Below are 17,397 nucleotides of genomic sequence, written 5' to 3'. Positions count from 1 at the left end.
TAAACACGTTCGGTGTCCGGAACAAATAGACTAGAAAAATGTATATTTGTGAAATACACAAAACCAATCAATCACTCATTCAACCTGATGAAAACAAAAACTATCTACTTATTGCTGATACTCCTGGTGGGTGTATTCCACCTGAGTGCTTCAATGGCACAAACCAAGCCCCGCACCATAGTAACCACCGACGGCGAACTGGACGACGTGGACTCGTTCATCAGGATGCTGCTCTACGCCAACGAGTTTAAACTGGAAGGCCTCGTGTACAGCAGTTCACAATGGCACTACAAAGGCGATGGCAAGGGCACAAAGTTCACGTCGGAAATGGAATCAACCGCCAAACGCTACGGTGAACGCACTGAATTGCGCTGGCCCGGTACTACCTGGATGGAAGAACTGATTGATGAATACGCCAAAGTACAGCCCAATCTGGCTAAACACGCCGCGGGCTATCCCAAAGCCGCTGCCCTGAAAAAACTCGTAAAAGTCGGAAACATAGATTTTGAAGGAGAAATGGAAAAAGTAACGGATGGGTCTGAGCTCATCAAACACGTATTGCTTGACGGCAACCCGCAGCCCGTATACCTGCAGGTATGGGGTGGCACCAACACCATTGCCCGCGCGCTGAAATCAATAGAAGACGAATACAAAACCAAACCCGATTGGCAAAAGATTTACGACAAGGTATCAAAAAAAGCCATCATCTATGCAGTGCTTGATCAGGATGCCACCTATCGCAAATACGTAGCACCCAACTGGCCACAGATACGGGTTTTCTATAATTCAAACCAGTTCTGGTGCCTGGCATACCCCTGGACACACGTAGTACCTGCCGAATTACAGCCGTACCTGCGCGGTGAGTTTATGAGCAAAAACATCATCCATAATCACGGGCCGTTGCTGGCTAAATACTATTCTTGGGGCGACGGACAAAAAATAGCCGGAGATGCCGAGCATACGCAAGGCACCATTGAAGACATGACGAAAAATAAAATGACGCCATACGATTTTATTTCTGAGGGCGACTCCCCCGCTTATTTTCAACTGCTTGACGTAGGCCTCATGAACCGTAACAACCCCGAATACGGTGGCTGGGGTGGCCGCATGGTGCAATCGAAAGACAATCCGTACCGTTGGGAAGATGCCCGCACCCTCACAGACTATAATCTTTTCACCGGCAAGCCTGATGCTTCGTTCCCGCAGACCCGCTGGATCGACGCCCTGCAACTGGATTTTGCTGCCCGGGCAGACTGGTGTATTAAACCCTATAAGGAGGCGAATCATGCGCCACGTATCTCTGTAAAAGGCGGAAATATCAGAAGAGTAAAGCCAGGTGAAAAACTAACGATTACGGCAACAGCCTTCGACCCCGACGGACACACGGTAAGCTACACCTTCTGGCAATATGCCGAGGCAGGGACATCGCCTGAAAAAGTTACCATTCAGTCACCCACAGGCGATACTGCCGCAATTGAAATACCACAAACCGCCAAAGTCGGCGATACCATCCATATCATAGCAGAAGGCAAAGACAGCGGCACCCCGGCGCTGATACGCTATCAGCGTGTGATATTAGTGGTTTATTAAATAGCTTAGCTTTGCAGAGGGCATGGGGCTAAGGGCAGAGAGGAATTTTATATCAAGCGTGTCACGCCTATCCTCGATATAAAACGGGCGTGGCACGCTTAATTGCTTCAATTATCATCACAAAAAAAGGCTTAAACCCGCCGGTTTAAGCCCTGCATCAGAAATTTATACTATTTCAATCCCTCTAATATCGTTAGCCATTCATTAAAATGCCTGCACTCCAACCTGAGTTTATCTAATCCAATCTCTTGTAATATTAGAACTCCATCTGTAACTTTATTATAAGATTTACAAATGCGTAGAATCCTCTTTGATGGAGCAGTTTCAGGGCTTTCATTAATTAATTCAGGATTAGCCTCTGGCATTGAGGCTTTAATCTCTAAAAAGCAATTATCAGGCAACTCATTATCAATTTCCAGCCATTCTTCCATCAATTTCGGATCCGAAAACAATAGCGTTTCAAATTCATGTAGCTGGATATAGGGAATAAAATTCGGAAAGTTTAAGTCCACTTTTAACATTTGTTCCATTGCAGCTATACGTTTATAAGGGCTTAGCTTTCTGGTAGAATTATAACCTGGAAAGTCCGTTGTTAAACCATATAAATCAATCAAACAAGAGTGATATACATCAGGGCATTCTTTGAACCATTGAGTTACATCATTTTTAAACTTCGAATATCCCACTATTCCACCTCTTTTTCGCAATGATCTATTTGTTAGCACCTTCCTGGCCTCGACATAAATATTGAACTGAAGCAAGTGTGGCCTTAAAATATCAGACACAAAACGCTCTTCTGAAAACCCCTCTGCAGTTATATTTAATCTAATCATGGGTTGCCTCCTATTACATTTTTATCCCACAAATCACCCAATGAATAGCTTTCCAACCACGAATCCAATTTTTCCAAGTCTAATCTTCTAAAAACCGTCTCTGCACCCTCTTTTTCAACAACTATTATATCTTCAGTCTCAAATTCATTAACTAAACTTACAGATTGTGTTGAAATAATAACCTGTGTTCGTGTAGAAGCTTTTTTCAACAAACCTGCTAAAATGGTAATAGCTGTTGGGTGCAAACCAAGCTCGGGTTCATCAATTATCACCAACTTAGGCAAGTTACTTTGTAACAAAAGAGTGGCCATGCATATAAACCTTAAAGAACCGTCTGACAATTGATTGGCTGTAAAGGTTTTATCAGAAAAAACATCGTTCCATTCCAATCTGATGTTTTCTGTATTTAAAAGATTAGGCGACAAAACAAAATCCTTAAAAAATGGAATGACCAACTGAATTGTTTTAATGATTCTGTCATAATGCTTTTTATCCGCATTCTTCATTCTAAATAAGAATGGAGCTAAATTTGAGGCATCATCGAACAAAAACTTGTCATCAGCCAGAGATGCATATTTTTTTATACCGGCAGTTTCGCTTGTGTCATGAAAATGATACACTATCCAATCCTTCAGCACATCATATACATGATTGGCAACTCTATTAGATTGAGCTTTAGACGAAAGCTTGCTTTCGTCTTCTGAGAATGTTATTGTAGTAAAATAAGGATTTTTATAATCTTCTGCAGTGAAGCCGCATTTCTCAGAATCTATAATCAAACTGTCATTTAAGGTAGGCAGTAGATTTATCTGGTACGAATTCGGATAAAAGTCAAGAAATAAATTTATACTTTTAGTTTCTTTACTTCCATAATAAAGTATATTTTCTGCCCCTTCTCTGATAGATACACTCTTAAGTCTGCCTATAATAATATTCCTGATAAACTTAAAAACGCCAATAAAATTACTCTTTCCTGCACCATTTTGGCCAATTAAAACATTCATATCGCCAATCGCTACGACTTGCGAACGAATTGATTTAAACCCGCCAATAGTAATCTCTTTTAAATTCTTGTTGTTCATTATCTGGCAATTAACCTATGCTATACATTATAACCCTACTACCTGAAAAAGAAAAAATACAAGCTTCATTTAAATCAAAGTATTGTTAAAATCAAAATTAGAGTATTCAAATTAAGGAACCAAATTTAACATAAATAAAAAAAGGCTTAAACCCGCCGGTTTAAGCCCAGGAGGAACGTTGTTCCCAGCCGGAGCCACTGATAGTGATTCATGTCTTAAAGATTAGCATTTTTTCTATGGGATCCGATAGAAAGGTACATCTCTTCAAGAAAAGTAAAGGTTTGTTTTGCGTACTATCGTTGTACAGATATCAGAGATATCTATTTCCGGGATGCATTACGAAGTTAAGGAAATAAATTCCGGATTTCAAAACAGATTGGTAGAAATTTTGAACCCCTGCCTATGCGTGCCACGCCCGTTTTCTATCGAGTATAGGCGTGCCACGCACACATTAAAATTTATTATGTTCCAGAAACACTCCCAGCAAGAGGCATGTCAATAGATTACCCAATTTGCCGGGTTCTGTCAATTGCTGTGCTTTCACCAACTCTATACTTCTTCCGAGTTTTGGGGTATCAATAAAATGTCTGAACGTCGGGTTTTCTTCAAAACGGTGGAAATAATCTTCTACTCTGTCGATATCGGTATGAATACGCATAAAAATATCGGCCGATTGCAGCCCCTTTCGTTTTTCATACAACACCTTATCAGGCAGCCTGCCTGCCATCATGTGGCGTATCACCTGTTTGTCTTCGCCTTTTTCGTTAAAGTAAAACTGATTCGGTATCGCCAGACAATGCTCTATCACACGCACATCGCCGATGGGGTCTAATTTTCTGAAGCTGAACGTTGTATCAATATCTACCTGTCTGAACAGGTCCGACTGCCTCTGTATCGTAAGGATATGTTCCGTCCGGGTTCTATATACGGTTTTCAGGCTGGTACCGTTCAGCAATATATCGGTTTTGGGTTTGTATTCATCAAGCAGAGAGGCATTCAGGAAATGATCGTTCCACCTCTCATTGAAAAACCGGTAGGTCAGATAATTACTTAATGCCGGTTTTAGTACTTTTTGTTTCAGTGCCTGCCAGCCTGGTGGCATCGGCAACAGGTGTTTTAGCCCTTTGTAAGATATTGTCACATTGCCCATAGCAGCATTAAATAGCACTTCTACTCCCATGGTCGATGCCTGTTCATAAATATCAATGAGCCAGAATGCATTCCCGCCATTACCGATAAGCGTATTGAAATTTTTCACAAATCTTTCCAGCCCGTCCAGAGGCGAAATATGCGCTGATTTCAGTTTCATCGACCGGATGTTCGGCCAAAAAGCAGCCACGGCGTCAATATGCTCACTTTCGTCGTTAAACAGACTGCGGTACTTATGAAAAAACTGGTCATACAAAGGTATATGGCTGAACGTAAGCAGGGGTGCATCTCCCAGCAGCTCGGCAGTAAGGCTGGTGATAGTGCCTGAATCGTAACCACCGCTCAGTAGCGATCCCACCTTCCCGTTTTCGGGTATACGGCATCTGATAGCCTCTCTGGTTATTTCCAGTAGTTCATCGGCATAATCCTGTGTAGACTTGTAATGCTTCAAACCAATGTTTTCAGGATGCCAGTATCTTTCGATTCTCAAACGACTTCCCATATACGTAAGCATATGGCCCGGCGCTAAACTGTTTATGCCCTTAAAAATGGTTTCGTGCTCCTGATTTTTATACCGCCACCGGCTTAGTGATCCGAACGCGTATTGATAGTTTAATTCTTTCGATACTTCCGTAAGTCGGCGTAAAGAATTACTGAAACAAAATCCTGTGGGTGTCTGTCTGTAGAACAGTCCCTCCTTACTTGCGTGGTCTCTGGCAATAAACAGTTCGCCCGATTGTGTGTCATAAGCCACAAACAGCCAGTCGCCCAGTATACGTGAGGCACATTTTTTTCCCCATAGCAAATAGGCCTTCCAGATATACTCCGCAGCCGACGAGCACTTGCCTGTAAATGGTTCTAATGCAGGCTTGTTATCTACCCTGCCTTGAGCCATAAAAATCAGATGCCTGTGCTCATCCTGAAAAATACCTGCCCCGCAATCACTCCTGTAAGCCAGCTTTATGGCTGGTGTTTCAATGGTTTCAAAACCTGAAAAATTGAAAGAATCTCCGGCAGGAGTGCATCCAAGTATCATATCATTAGTTTCAGTATTATACCATTCTCAAAAATAAGCTTTCCGGTTCCATCAAGCAAATTCTTGTTCTTTTTAAATAATCAGGCAATAATATCTCGGTTACAATATGCCTCTGCCCTGTTTATCTCAGTACGTAGGCGCAGAAAAACACCTGATGCCTGCAAACCTTTTCATGTAGAATTTTATCGGGTAGCCGGAGGCTATTTTCAGAATGCAGGTATCGTTCATTATGCAGCCTTTTTCCTTTACTGGTAAGTGTGTGACCTCGCAAAAAGCAAAGGTCTGTCTGTAATCTAAAAAAACAAAGCGCCCACATTATCCAGACATCAAATCCGGTCGGGGGCGCTTCTAAAGTTTTAAGTCCTGTGAAATCAATAAGGTGTCTTTCTGATTACTACCTGATATCAGGATTCATCAACGCTATAAGTAAAAGAATCCGTACCGGAATGAAGAATACCATACTCAATTTTTATATGGATTAATTCAGGTGTAACCCATTGGCTTTTTTTTATAGTTTCTTCGTTGGGAGATACCAAAACACTGCTAGCCACTTTTTGCATAAATTTTTTGGCTGGGTGATGTGACGAAGCCATTCTTCAAAGCTACTTATTCGAATCGTAACTAACAAATAATGAGATAGTTATATTAAATAGACTCAGCAAGCATTTCTATTCAGAATACTGTTTTCTAAAAGTAATTTTTTAGATATCAACATTGCTTAGCATTAAACCATGATACATATACGTAAAAACCTCGCCTATCGCATTTTTACATTTTTTAATCCTGTGAAATTCGGTTAGGCATTTGAGCATACTTTGAACCTAAAACCCGTTCTGCTCCAGAAACACCCCCAGCATCAGGCTTGTCAGGATATTGTTCATCGCACTGCGCTCGGTCAATTTCTGTTCCTTCACCATCGTAATCGCGTTTCGCAGCTTGGTAGTATCTATAAAATAACTGAAAGCCGGATTCTCTTCAAAGCGGTGGAAGTATTCTTCTGCCCGGCCTATTTCCTGATGCAAACGCATAAAAATATCAGATGCCTGAAGCCCCATCCGGTTTTCGTTCAGGGTTATGTCAGGCAGCCTGCCAGCCATCATTCGGCGTATCACCTGTTTATCTTCTCCTTTTTCGTTAAAGAAAAACGCATTCGGTATCGCCATACAATGCTCTATGATGCGCACATCAGCTGTAGGGTCTGCTTTTTGAAAACGATAAGTATCGTCAGGAGGTAACAACCTCGACCCATCCGATCGTCTTATCAAATGCAGCATATCTTCCTGAATAGATTTCGGAACCTCTTTAATGCCATTACCTTTCAGCAGTATGTCGGCCCTGACACCGTAATCATCCAGCACCTGTGAGTGCAGAAAGTTATTCCCAAGGTTCCGCATCAATTTCCGGTATCCCAGATAATTCCGTAGTGCCGGCTTCAGAATCTTTTGCTTCAGCGCTTCCCAGCCCACACTCATGGGCAGCAGTTGTTTCTTCCCCCGGTACGACAAACCCACATTTCCCATTGCTGCCGAAAACAACACGTCTATACCCATGGCATCTGCCTGTTCGTTGATATCCATCAGCCAGAACGCATTGGCGCCATTCGGTACAATCACATTATAGCTTCTGACAAACTTCTCTATGCCATCAATGGGTGAAATACTTTCGGATTTCAATTTTATTGACCTCATATTGCGCCTCGAAGCAACCAGCGCATCTATGTGCGTGCTTTCGTCGAAAACCTTGTTAGTGCGGTTATGATAGAAACGGTTATACAGAGGCACATGGCTGAATGCAGTCAGAGGAGTTTCTCCCAGCAATTCAGACGCCAGATAGCCAACAGTACCCGAATCGAACCCGCCACTAAGCATTAAACCCACTTTCCGGCTAGGCGGAATCCTGCACCTGATTGCCTCCCGGGTTATTTCGAGCAGTTCGTCGGCGTAGTCTTGTGTTGATTGATAATATTTAAGAGGAATGTTTTCAGGATGCCAGTATCGTTCAATATGCAACCTGTTTTCTTTATAGGTAAGTGAGTGACCGGGAGCTAAACTCGTTATGTTTTTAAACACTGTGTCATGCTCAAAACGGTCATACTGCCATCCGCTGAACACCCTTATCACATAACGGGGGTTCAGTTCTTTCGACAAACGCAGCAGCGGATACACGGAGGTACTGAAACAAAACCCTTGTGGAGTGGACAGGTAAAAAACGCCACTTTTGCTGTTGTGGTCGCGGGCTATGAAAATTTCGCCAGACCCAATGTGATAGACAGCAAGAAACCACTCCCCCAGCAAACGCGACGGACAGTTTTTACCCCATTTCAGATAAGCTTTAAGTATAAAATCAGCATTGGTAGCGCAAACTCCCAGATGGCTTTGTAGTTCGGCCCTGTTATCTATTCTTCCAAATGCGGCCAGTAATAGCTGTCGGTCGGTATCATGCTGCACAACAACATCATTGCTTCCCTTACGCCCCAGGCGAAAAGAAGACGATTCAATGGTTTCGAATCCTGTAAAATCCAGCGAAGAACTAAGTCCTAAGCCCCCTAGAATCATGAAAGATCCCGTTTCGCAGATGATACATCAATCTCATCCTCACCGCTATTATTGATATTCAAAACCCTTGCTTTAGGTTTAACCCATTGTTTTTTAGAAGAAATTTCTTCCTGATTGGCAGAAACAGATGGTACTTCTGCAGTTTCTTGTTTTGAAAAATTCTGGTTCATTACAGCTTTATTGGATTGGATTTACCTTTACTTACATATAATTAGATTGTCTGAAAATCAATCATAATCTTTCAAAGATAAGTAATCAAATCCAAACGTTCCAATTAGAAATGTTAAATTCTGATTAAATCACTATTACGTATATATCAGGCACTTAAACCCAGTTTTACTCAGGAAACTGCTGTATTTGGCGAAAATTGATAGTAGAATATGATTAGTGTCTGCTCTTTCGGCAGAGGATTCCTTTGTTAGTTCATGCAGGCTATCATGTTTTCATAATTTATTGAAAATACAAACTAAACAATATTTACAATCAAACCAATTATTTATATAAAATGCAATAACAACAAAAACCATTGAGGGTGATTCGCTCTACAACCTTAAGAGCGAATCCCTCGCTGGTTCCTTATTAGTACCGGCACGCAAACACCTCTATCAACCTTAACTTTATCTTTATAAAATAGTATCTAAGTTACATGGTATCTACAAGCCCTTATTTGCTCAGTGAAAAGAAATAAGCTGCTTTGAAACCAATTAAATAATGGCGTGCCCAATACTCAGACGCATCTTTTGTAATGGAAAGATATGAAGTAAGCGACGGCGACGCCATCAAAGAGACTTCCAACGGCTTATCCATCACGGTAAAGTCTTTGGCAAGACCCAGATTCAAACTGATATCAAGCGGTTTAATATCACCGTCACTACCAATTTCTAACGTTTCAGTTGCACTAATAGACCCTCCTTTATACTTCACCTTCGCACTAAGAGCAAAATTAAGCGAAGGACCAGCCAGTAACTTAAGGCCAGAGTCGCCGATTTTATAGTTCACCAAGAGAGGAATTTCCAGATAAGTAATTTTTTGATGAGCCTTTCCATCACCTGATGACTCCTTTGTGGTTACGCCTTTCCCTGAAAAAATTAAGCCGCTTCTGAACCCAAGTTTTTCATCCTTTGCATATTCAATCCAGCCGCCTATACTTAACTTAATGGCCGGACTGTTTTTGGTATCCGAATCTTTTAATTCTGAAGAATAGAGCGCACCTGCCGCTCCGATACCTATTACAGGAGCTACCTTGATTTCCTGACCATACGAAATAAATGAGATTGTCACAGCAAAAAGAATAAATAGTGATTTCATAAGTGATAATGATTAATTGGATATATGTTTAATTAAAAAATGCATCGGCAAATACCTGCACCGAATGATTCAACAGCCCTTTATTCCTGAAAAAAATAAAAGGTTACAACCAAGGCACATAAATTTTGAAAATAGTTTTTGCAGAAATAAACCCTGCCAAGGCGAGTAGAGAGATGTAGAGAAAGAAGGAATGAATCAAAAATACTGAATTTTCAGAAATTACTGAAATATCAAAAATAAAAGTAACTACTTCAAGCGATTACCCTGCCGGATGCGTATTCCTTACTTGCGCTGTCTGAAACTCTGTGCGAGCAGGCCACGGCACAAAAACCATAAGTTGACAATGAAAATAACCAGGTTGACAAGAAAGATGTTGTCGAAGAAATAAGAAAAGTACCTGAACTCAATGCTGTTGTCGCCCTCGTTTCGGAACGAACTCACATTGGCATAGAAATAAACTACAAAACCTGCCGCCAGCATCAGCAAGCCAAAGTGAATATTGTTGAGCAGCAAAGCCCTTTGCTTTTGGCCGAACTGCCCACGCCAGGCAAGACCTGCATGCAGCAATTCCAACACCCCAAACACCACCCAGAAACTACGTACCAGCTTCACGGCACCGTAGGTATACAACGCCATGCCGACAACCGCCGCTATCACAAAAGAGATTATTAACCAGCAGATATGAAACAGTATTCGGTAGAGCATAGGGCAGATTGGTTTTTGGCAAATGTAGTGATTTTCACAAACCATTAATCCACATTCTATTTTAAAACCTGTATGTCCCGACAGAGTCTCCCGTGTGCGATAGCCTAAAGCTAAGCAAGGGGACTCTGTCGCAGAGGCTTGAATAAGCTAAATCCTGTAAGGACGATATACTAATATACCGTCCCTACGGGACTAAAGATTCGCTTTCATTACATTTTCTACTGATATATCATCCCTACGGATTAAATCAACAACTATCATAATCTGAGAGCCTTCAGTAAATTACCACACTTCCCCTCACCCACTAATTCTCAAAGATAAAATCGTATCCCCTTCCAACTCAAAATGGTACTTAAACACGATCGGACTACCGGGAAAAGTACCTGAACCGCTTACGGTTAAAACACCTCCATTCGTGGTGTCTGTAAACGCAATCGGCTCAAGAACGGTACTATATTCGTCATTAGTCTGTTCGTTCCATGCTTTTATTGCTGCAAAACCAATGTGGGTTCGTCCATCGTCAAATACTTTTGCATTTTCTGCAAAACATCGGGCATATGCTTCGCTGTCAAAATCCGTCTGGGCTTTCAACAAAGCCGCTATTACATTTGGTAAGTTCATATTTTTTTATTAATTATTGTTAAACCTTTAACCACGGAGTTGCACTAAGAAAAAAATAACAAAAAAAATTAAAGTCCTTGAAACATCATTTTTTGTTTGAGACCAATTAAAAATCGAGCAATGAAACTCGGGAAGGGGAAATTAATTGCGGATTTTTAATTGGACGAGTTTAAATGATGCCTGCTTTTTGGGTTACTTTTTTTCAGGTAAAAAAAGTAACAACCGGGGCATATAAAAACAGTAGATTTTTTTTTTGAAGTGTGGTAGCAAAGTTTAGAACAGTATTCAAGCGACTAACCCAGCACAACCCCACTATAAAAAATCTCTAAACCGTAGGTATCGTCCCACCGTCAATTACATATTCCGTTCCTGTCAGGTATTGGGCTCGTGGCGACACCAGAAAACCCACCAGTTCGGCCACTTCTTCGGGTTGCGCCGCGCGGCCATAGGGTATCCCACCCAGCGCATCCATCACACTTTGGGCGGCTTGCTCCATAGTAATGTTTCCGCTTTCTGCAATGCGTTCCATCATTCGGACGGACGAGTTTGTCATAATCCAGCCCGGCGAAACCGTCAGCACACGCACACCTTTAGGTGACACCTCATTCGACAGACTCTTGCTGTAGTTAATCAAACCCGCCTTGGCTGCTGCATAAGGTAGTGTAGAGTCATACAGAGGCAAACGTCCCTGAATAGACGCAATGTGAATAATAACCCCGCTCTTCTGCGCTATCATTGGTGGCAGAAAAGCCCTGTCGAGCCGCACAGGTGCCAACAAATTGGTCTGCAGGGTCTGTTCCCAATCTTCATCGGTCAGCACTGCAAAACCACCGCCGGGAGTTTCGGAACCTCCCAGATTATTGATAAGAATATCCAGCCTGCCGTATGCTGCCAATATTACATCGGTCACCTTCCGGGCACCTTCGGGCTTACTAAGGTCTGCCGCTATGAAGTGCATCTGCGGGTTGGCTTCATCCGGCGGGTTTCTGGCTGTAATAATCACCTTAGCCCCTGCCTGTAATAGCCGCACAGCAATGGCTTTCCCCGTCCCTTTTGTTCCGCCAGTTACCAGCGCAATTTTTCCGTCCAGTTCGTTACTAAAATTAAATTTCTGCATCTTTTTTAAGTTTTTATTGTGCAAATTTCAGTAGTATCTACGGCCTGTACAAGTACGGAAATACGATTCACATAGGGATAAATTTTTCCCTATTGCGCATTTTGACACATAAAGCTACATTTGTAACATGTACGAAAGAAAGATTACACCCAACCTCAACTGTGGCCTCGACCTGATAGGCGAAGTGCTTTATGGCAAGTGGAAAATACGCCTGTTGTGGTTTATTCATGAGGGCAACCTGCGCCCCAGCGAACTGCAACGTAAAATTCCGGATGCGTCCCGACGGGTGCTGAACCTGCAACTGAAAGAACTGGAAGAACACGAGCTGGTATCGAAAGTGATTTATCCGGTTGTTCCTCCCAAAGTAGAATACAGCCTGACCGATTTCGGCAAAAGCCTGATACCCATCATCGGGGCAATAGGCCAATGGGGCGATGCGAACGAAGAGCGCCTGCGCACAGTGATTCTGAGGCAACTGGCAAAACCTGATGAAGAACAATAGTACAAGAATCATGTTTCATATTTTTCAATAATTATTGAAATTACGAAATAGATAATCTATTCTAAATATCCAATCACAACTAATTCCCCTTAAGAAAAAAGCGGCATTCCGATTCCCGGTTCAGCAATTTCTTTGTATATTTGACTTAAGCACCAGGTAGTCTATACAGATTTACATTTATCCTCATCCACCATACCCATGCAGTTAACCCCGGAAGAGTTATCCGACCCAGATTATACCCTGCTTGAGCGCCTCAACCACAAAGACATGATACCCTTTGTGCAGACATACCTCAAAAAACGTACGTTTTCATCGGTTTTCTATTATGGCATCAACCTGCTGGTGCTGTGTGTTATTATCTTTTTGCTGGTATTTAAATCTATGTCGGCGCAGATACGCTGGGTCGACGCCTTGGAGTATCTCTCACTCGGTTTCGGGCTTTTCTTTCTGCTGATACCCCTGCACGAATACATCCATGCACTGGCCTACCGATGGCAGGGTGCCATGCAGACATCTTACGACATGAACCTGAAAAAATTCTATTTTCTGGCTGTTGCAGATAGATTTGTAGCCAGTAAGGCTGAGTTCAGAATAGTGGCTCTGGCGCCCTTTATAGTTATCTCTGCTATGCTGGTCGCCTTGCTGTTTTTTGTCAGTCAGTTGCAGTTATTTACCGTTCTGACGGCTTTGTTTATGCATACATATGCCTGCTCCGGCGATTTCGCCCTGCTCAGTTTCTATGATTTCCACGCACACCGAACCATCCTGACCTACGACGACAAAGCCAAGCAGATATCTTACTTCTACGAAAAAACCAAATAATCAGAGAACGAAGATTGTGGTGCGAACTTTCAGTTCGCAGTAAAACCGGAGATTTTCTCTCCACTACTTTCTCCATGTTCCAATAATTCGACAATCCGAAATCGAAAATCGACAATAAAACCGCATCTTACATCACCACCCCATACACCCGCTTATAAATCTCGGTCTTGGCGGCTATCACATCCACCGGCTCAGTAGCCATCAGATACAGATTCGGGCTATTCTTCGAGGCATCATACGCCGGTTGTCGGTAATGTTTATCAATCACCTGAAAACCACTGCTTTCATAGAAGCCAATCCGTTTCCGGGCGATCGACCCCATTTCCGGCGGTTCGGTTTCGAGCACTATTACGTTATAATTGTTTTTTAGTTCTTCCAGTGCCCTTGCACCAAGCCCTGTACTTCTGAATACCGGGTAAATCTCGAAAAACTCGACAAACAAAAAGTCCTGCATGGGCCAGGTAACAAAATACCCCATGGCTTTGTCGTTCGAGTCGATACTTAAAATAGAAGTACTGGCATTTGCAAACAAGGCATAGAACTGTTCTTCGTTCCGTCGTTCATCAATCGGGAAGGTCTGGATATACTGATTGTAAATAAAATCCCATTCGTCTTTGGGCGCAGTTTTTAAATTTCTGAAATTCATCTCAATAAGCCACTTATTTTAGCGGTACGAATCTAGGCCTTTTTAAAGGAAGTAAACAAGCATTTGTCCGGAAATTATTCCCGGGCATGCCCTATTTAATACTATTCTAAAAAACAGCTCGAATCTGAAATCCCCCCGACAGGTCTTCCAAACCATCGCCTGAACCAATTTTTTGACGTATATCCCTGAAAAAAAACTATATTTGTTACCTACTTCAACCTTTAACGAAAAACAAAAATGAGAAAGTTAACCTTAATGACCCTCTTGCTCGGTTTTACGCTGATTCAATTAAACGCACAGAACACCCTCACTGCCGAAGAAAAAAAAGCCGGCTGGAAACTGCTCTTCAACGGCAGGGACTTTACAGGCTGGCATGCCTATGGCGATAAGGAAGTAGGCGCTGCCTGGTTGATAGACCAGGGTGCTATTAAGCTCAATGTGCCCGAAAGAGCAGGCAACAAAGCTAAAAATGGTGGCGATATTGTAATCAATGAAGAAATCAAAGGCGATTTTGAATTGAAAGCCGAATGGAAAGTGAGCAAGTTTGCCAACAGTGGTATTTTCTTCTTTGTGAAAGAAGAACCCCAATACAGAAACATGCACGACACCGGCCTGGAACTACAGGTGATTGACGACAAGATATATGAAGGTGCCGCCGAAAACACCCACCGCGCCAGCGATTTCTTCGGTGTAGCCAATGCCCGCTTGCGCGAAAGCAACCCGCAGGGCGAATGGAACACGATTCACTTTATAGTGCGCAAAGGCAAACTGACCGTGTATCAGAATGGCTTTATGGTGCAGGAACACAACCTGAACGGACAAGACTGGAAAGATAAAATAGCTAAAAGCGGGCTAGCCAGAGCACCCATCGGTAAAGGTAATTACACTGGCTTGGTAGGTTTGCAAGACTGGGGCAGCACAGTATGGTATCGCAACATCAAGCTGCTCAAATTGTGAGTTAGTATTCCGTTCTTTTTTAATTGAGGCCTTCTCAAAAAGAGAAGTTGCACAGTATTATTTGGTACCAAGAAAACCCCACTCTCTAATCTCTCTCCGCGCGACGGTCGCCCCAACAATGGGGAGCGGACGCCGCGCGGAGAGACTTTAAGTCCCTCCCCACTGTTGGGGAGGGTCAGGGTGGGGTTCCCCCCGGCCCTCTCAACAAAGTAAATTCGGCCTTTTAAACAAAATTCCTCTGTTTTTTATACCCTAGCTTTGTTCCATCAAATTAATATAAACATGGAACAAAACAATTATCAGGGCGCCTTGCAGCATCCTATCGGCTCAGGATTCAACGCACAATCAACTACAGAAGAAGTAATCAAGGGTATCGACCTCAGCGGTAAAACCGCCATTGTTACCGGTGGCTATGCCGGTATCGGTCTGGAAACCACCCGCATACTGGCCCAAGCCGGAGCAACCGTAATAGTACCTGCCCGCGACACCGCCAAAGCACAGAAAAACGTGGAAGGCATAACAGGCGTAAGCGTAGCCGCAATGGACTTGATGAATCCCGATTCCATTGATGCATTTGCGGCCGATTTTCTGTCCACGGGCAAGCCACTACACCTGCTCATCAACAATGCGGGTATCATGTGGGTACCACTTCGACGCGACGCCCGCGGATACGAATCACAACTGGTAACCAATCATCTGGGACATTTTCAGCTTACTGCCCGTTTGTGGCCTGCACTTAAAAAAGCAAATGGCGCAAGGGTGGTCAATGTGTCGTCATTGGGTCATCAGATGGCTCCTTTCAATTTTGAAGACCCCAACTTTGAGCACCGCGCCTACGAAACCCTGCTGGGTTACGGGCAATCTAAAACCGCCAATATTCTGTTTACAGTTGAGCTCGACAAGCGGGCAGCTGCCCACAACGTGCGGGCTTATGTGCTCCACCCGGGCTCAGTAGGCGGTACCGACTTAGCCCGCGAGGCCTCAGTAGATTTATTCAAGCAAATGGGCATACTGAACGATGCCGGCGAAATACGCCCCGAGGTGGCAGCGCAACTCAAGACGATTCCACAGGGCGCAGCCACTACTGTGTGGTGTGCCACCAGCCCGCAGCTGCAAAATTCAGGAGGCACGTACTGTGAAGATGTTGAAGTTGCCACCATAACCAGCGGAGATACCCCGGCCACACATGGTGTAAAACCCTACGCGCTCGATGAACAGTCAGCCGGAAAATTATGGCAGTTAAGTGAACAATTGACAGGTATTACCTTTCAGGTTGATTAACGCTTAGATAGCTTATCCTTTGCACTCAGCCCGCTCCGGTGGGCTGTTTGTATGAGTATATGAGAGAGGATATAAAAATAAAGACCGCTCAAAGAGCGGTCCTTATCCAGAATAACTTTTGCTGTGACTTTTAAAACACAAATTAACACAGGACAAAAAGGAGTAATGAGAGAAATTATGCGAATGCCCGGAATTGCCCGTTAAACAGCATAAAACGGGGGATTTTTGGTAATAAGATTTCTTTAAACACCTGATACTTTTTAGCCTGAAAGAGCAGCAATGCCCCTTGATTGAACAGCACGCACGGGAAATCTGAAACAGAAGAAGTAACTTTCAACGTAAACATCACTAAAACATGCTCAGTTTTTATTAATTTGGTGGGGTATAAAAAACAGGCGTTTATTTTATTCATACCAAACCTGGCAAAACACATCATGTCGACAACCAACTTTTCTTTTGCGCCGCAGTTGTATATTCCGAGCGGATGCACCGATGTAGACTTTTATATCAAGGGGCTTGGCGCTACCGAATTACGACGATTCAGCAATGACGACGGCAGCATTCACGTATCAGAATTATCGGTAAACGGCGCTATGTTTCACCTGCATGAGCAAAAAAACAGCGCCGGATTGTTTGAGCCCGACACGGTTAAAGGCACCACCGTATTGATAGGACTATTCGTAGACGATGTACACGCTCTGGTCAACCGCGCAGTTGAAGCAGGTGCCACACTGGTAAACCCTGTGCAAGACTACGACTACGGTTATCGGCAGGGTGACTTCCGCGATCCTTTCGGACATATCTGGATGATACAGAAAGCCATTTAGGCAAGCCGGATCGAAACACTTATTACAAGCGCTGGTCTGCTATAAGAACTAAAATAATTTACGTATATATATAAACGAACGACTCTTCAGCCGTTTTTCTGCGCAAGCCTTTCTCCAGGTTCGGCAAAATACAAAGTCAATCGTTTCATTAAATAAACTTCCTGTCTTATATTTGAAGAAATTTTAATAGTAAATACCACCAATGACAACTGAAATATTTAGCCAAGCACTGCAAACTTTTGCCGGCACTTCTGACAAACAACAATGGGTAACTCCTTCATTCGAAAAAATCACTGTTCAGGGTAAAATTGGAGGTTCATGGGATGAAATTACAGAAAATAATAACTTCGAAAGCTAAGTAAAACA

17 protein-coding genes are annotated in these 17,397 nt (G+C 43.0%); 7 read left to right on the top strand and 10 right to left on the bottom strand.

What is annotated here, in order from left to right; all coding sequences use genetic code 11:
- Nucleotides 1–87 precede the first annotated feature (87 nt).
- Complete coding sequence (locus tag AC1RRY_RS18450) at nt 88–1,590, top strand: DUF1593 domain-containing protein (RefSeq protein WP_492821865.1); 1,503 nt, start codon at nt 88–90, stop codon at nt 1,588–1,590.
- 170 nt (nt 1,591–1,760) lie between these two features.
- On the opposite strand, the gene AC1RRY_RS18445 is transcribed toward AC1RRY_RS18450, so the two are convergent.
- From AC1RRY_RS18445 to AC1RRY_RS18405, 9 genes are all read right to left on the bottom strand, one after another.
- Nucleotides 1,761–2,423, bottom strand: a complete 663-nt coding sequence (locus AC1RRY_RS18445) for a DUF4276 family protein (protein ID WP_492821867.1) — start codon at nt 2,421–2,423, stop codon at nt 1,761–1,763.
- On the bottom strand, nt 2,420–3,505 hold the full coding sequence (locus AC1RRY_RS18440) for an AAA family ATPase (RefSeq protein WP_492821869.1): 1,086 nt from the start codon (nt 3,503–3,505) through the stop codon (nt 2,420–2,422). The genes AC1RRY_RS18445 and AC1RRY_RS18440 overlap by 4 nt, the downstream gene beginning before the upstream one ends.
- Before the next feature lie 451 nt (nt 3,506–3,956).
- The gene (locus AC1RRY_RS18435; RefSeq protein ID WP_492821871.1) at nt 3,957–5,690 is read right to left on the bottom strand and encodes an asparagine synthase-related protein; all 1,734 of its coding nucleotides are present in this window, start codon (nt 5,688–5,690) and stop codon (nt 3,957–3,959) included.
- 821 nt (nt 5,691–6,511) lie between these two features.
- Complete coding sequence (locus AC1RRY_RS18430) at nt 6,512–8,245, bottom strand: asparagine synthase-related protein (RefSeq protein WP_492821873.1); 1,734 nt, start codon at nt 8,243–8,245, stop codon at nt 6,512–6,514.
- Nucleotides 8,242–8,415 carry a hypothetical protein gene (locus tag AC1RRY_RS18425; protein ID WP_492821875.1) on the bottom strand — a complete coding sequence of 58 codons (174 nt, stop codon included), beginning with the start codon at nt 8,413–8,415 and terminating at the stop codon, nt 8,242–8,244. The genes AC1RRY_RS18430 and AC1RRY_RS18425 overlap by 4 nt, the downstream gene beginning before the upstream one ends.
- 493 nt (nt 8,416–8,908) lie before the next feature.
- Nucleotides 8,909–9,553 (bottom strand): porin family protein, encoded by a 645-nt coding sequence (locus AC1RRY_RS18420; protein ID WP_492821877.1) that lies wholly within the window; start codon nt 9,551–9,553, stop codon nt 8,909–8,911.
- A gap of 282 nt (nt 9,554–9,835) precedes the next feature.
- Nucleotides 9,836–10,258 carry a hypothetical protein gene (locus tag AC1RRY_RS18415; protein ID WP_492821879.1) on the bottom strand — a complete coding sequence of 141 codons (423 nt, stop codon included), beginning with the start codon at nt 10,256–10,258 and terminating at the stop codon, nt 9,836–9,838.
- Between the two features lie 297 nt (nt 10,259–10,555).
- A complete protein-coding gene (locus tag AC1RRY_RS18410) occupies nt 10,556–10,879 on the bottom strand; it encodes a nuclear transport factor 2 family protein (protein WP_492821881.1) in 324 nt (107 codons plus the stop codon).
- A gap of 325 nt (nt 10,880–11,204) precedes the next feature.
- A complete protein-coding gene (locus AC1RRY_RS18405) occupies nt 11,205–11,996 on the bottom strand; it encodes an SDR family oxidoreductase (RefSeq protein ID WP_492821883.1) in 792 nt (263 codons plus the stop codon).
- A gap of 127 nt (nt 11,997–12,123) precedes the next feature.
- Between AC1RRY_RS18405 and AC1RRY_RS18400 the strand changes: the two genes are divergently transcribed.
- Both AC1RRY_RS18400 and AC1RRY_RS18395 read left to right on the top strand, forming a co-directional pair.
- Nucleotides 12,124–12,498, top strand: coding sequence for a winged helix-turn-helix transcriptional regulator (locus tag AC1RRY_RS18400; RefSeq protein ID WP_492821885.1), 375 nt, complete (start codon nt 12,124–12,126; stop codon nt 12,496–12,498).
- Nucleotides 12,499–12,696: 198 nt separating this feature from the next.
- Entirely contained in the window at nt 12,697–13,320 is a 624-nt protein-coding gene (locus tag AC1RRY_RS18395) for a DUF3267 domain-containing protein (RefSeq protein ID WP_492821887.1), read from the top strand.
- 127 nt (nt 13,321–13,447) lie between these two features.
- Here the strand turns inward: AC1RRY_RS18395 and AC1RRY_RS18390 are convergent, their stop codons facing one another.
- Nucleotides 13,448–13,966, bottom strand: a complete 519-nt coding sequence (locus AC1RRY_RS18390) for a GNAT family N-acetyltransferase (protein WP_492821889.1) — start codon at nt 13,964–13,966, stop codon at nt 13,448–13,450.
- A gap of 255 nt (nt 13,967–14,221) precedes the next feature.
- Between AC1RRY_RS18390 and AC1RRY_RS18385 the strand changes: the two genes are divergently transcribed.
- The 4 genes from AC1RRY_RS18385 (at nt 14,222) to AC1RRY_RS18370 (ending at nt 17,389) form a co-directional block, all read left to right on the top strand.
- Nucleotides 14,222–14,923 (top strand): 3-keto-disaccharide hydrolase, encoded by a 702-nt coding sequence (locus AC1RRY_RS18385; RefSeq protein WP_492823124.1) that lies wholly within the window; start codon nt 14,222–14,224, stop codon nt 14,921–14,923.
- A gap of 282 nt (nt 14,924–15,205) precedes the next feature.
- Nucleotides 15,206–16,204, top strand: a complete 999-nt coding sequence (locus AC1RRY_RS18380; protein ID WP_492821891.1) for an SDR family NAD(P)-dependent oxidoreductase — start codon at nt 15,206–15,208, stop codon at nt 16,202–16,204.
- A 434-nt stretch (nt 16,205–16,638) separates the two neighbouring features.
- The gene (locus AC1RRY_RS18375; protein WP_492821893.1) at nt 16,639–17,031 is read left to right on the top strand and encodes a VOC family protein; all 393 of its coding nucleotides are present in this window, start codon (nt 16,639–16,641) and stop codon (nt 17,029–17,031) included.
- Nucleotides 17,032–17,233: 202 nt separating this feature from the next.
- Nucleotides 17,234–17,389: a hypothetical protein gene (locus AC1RRY_RS18370; RefSeq protein ID WP_492821895.1), complete on the top strand. Its 156-nt coding sequence runs from the start codon at nt 17,234–17,236 to the stop codon at nt 17,387–17,389.
- The last annotated feature ends 8 nt before the right edge of the window (nt 17,390–17,397 follow it).

Source organism: Emticicia sp. GW821-FHT11C11 (assembly GCF_058808615.1).
The sequence above is the reverse complement of the archived record's forward strand: the minus strand, read 5'-3'. Positions and strand labels throughout refer to the sequence as shown.

What these genes read in the sequence shown, in the direction of transcription:
- AC1RRY_RS18440 (WP_492821869.1), bottom strand. Translation starts at nt 3,505, where the DNA reads ATGAACAACAAGAATTTAAAAGAGATTACTATTGGCGGGTTTAAATCA.
- AC1RRY_RS18395 (WP_492821887.1), top strand. Translation starts at nt 12,697, where the DNA reads ATGCAGTTAACCCCGGAAGAGTTATCCGACCCAGATTATACCCTGCTT.
- AC1RRY_RS18410 (WP_492821881.1), bottom strand. Translation starts at nt 10,879, where the DNA reads ATGAACTTACCAAATGTAATAGCGGCTTTGTTGAAAGCCCAGACGGAT.
- AC1RRY_RS18405 (WP_492821883.1), bottom strand. Translation starts at nt 11,996, where the DNA reads ATGCAGAAATTTAATTTTAGTAACGAACTGGACGGAAAAATTGCGCTG.
- AC1RRY_RS18380 (WP_492821891.1), top strand. Translation starts at nt 15,206, where the DNA reads ATGGAACAAAACAATTATCAGGGCGCCTTGCAGCATCCTATCGGCTCA.
- AC1RRY_RS18375 (WP_492821893.1), top strand. Translation starts at nt 16,639, where the DNA reads ATGTCGACAACCAACTTTTCTTTTGCGCCGCAGTTGTATATTCCGAGC.
- AC1RRY_RS18400 (WP_492821885.1), top strand. Translation starts at nt 12,124, where the DNA reads ATGTACGAAAGAAAGATTACACCCAACCTCAACTGTGGCCTCGACCTG.
- AC1RRY_RS18420 (WP_492821877.1), bottom strand. Translation starts at nt 9,553, where the DNA reads ATGAAATCACTATTTATTCTTTTTGCTGTGACAATCTCATTTATTTCG.
- AC1RRY_RS18370 (WP_492821895.1), top strand. Translation starts at nt 17,234, where the DNA reads ATGACAACTGAAATATTTAGCCAAGCACTGCAAACTTTTGCCGGCACT.
- AC1RRY_RS18435 (WP_492821871.1), bottom strand. Translation starts at nt 5,690, where the DNA reads ATGATACTTGGATGCACTCCTGCCGGAGATTCTTTCAATTTTTCAGGT.
- AC1RRY_RS18450 (WP_492821865.1), top strand. Translation starts at nt 88, where the DNA reads ATGAAAACAAAAACTATCTACTTATTGCTGATACTCCTGGTGGGTGTA.
- AC1RRY_RS18415 (WP_492821879.1), bottom strand. Translation starts at nt 10,258, where the DNA reads ATGCTCTACCGAATACTGTTTCATATCTGCTGGTTAATAATCTCTTTT.
- AC1RRY_RS18445 (WP_492821867.1), bottom strand. Translation starts at nt 2,423, where the DNA reads ATGATTAGATTAAATATAACTGCAGAGGGGTTTTCAGAAGAGCGTTTT.
- AC1RRY_RS18425 (WP_492821875.1), bottom strand. Translation starts at nt 8,415, where the DNA reads ATGAACCAGAATTTTTCAAAACAAGAAACTGCAGAAGTACCATCTGTT.
- AC1RRY_RS18390 (WP_492821889.1), bottom strand. Translation starts at nt 13,966, where the DNA reads ATGAATTTCAGAAATTTAAAAACTGCGCCCAAAGACGAATGGGATTTT.
- AC1RRY_RS18430 (WP_492821873.1), bottom strand. Translation starts at nt 8,245, where the DNA reads ATGATTCTAGGGGGCTTAGGACTTAGTTCTTCGCTGGATTTTACAGGA.
- AC1RRY_RS18385 (WP_492823124.1), top strand. Translation starts at nt 14,222, where the DNA reads ATGACCCTCTTGCTCGGTTTTACGCTGATTCAATTAAACGCACAGAAC.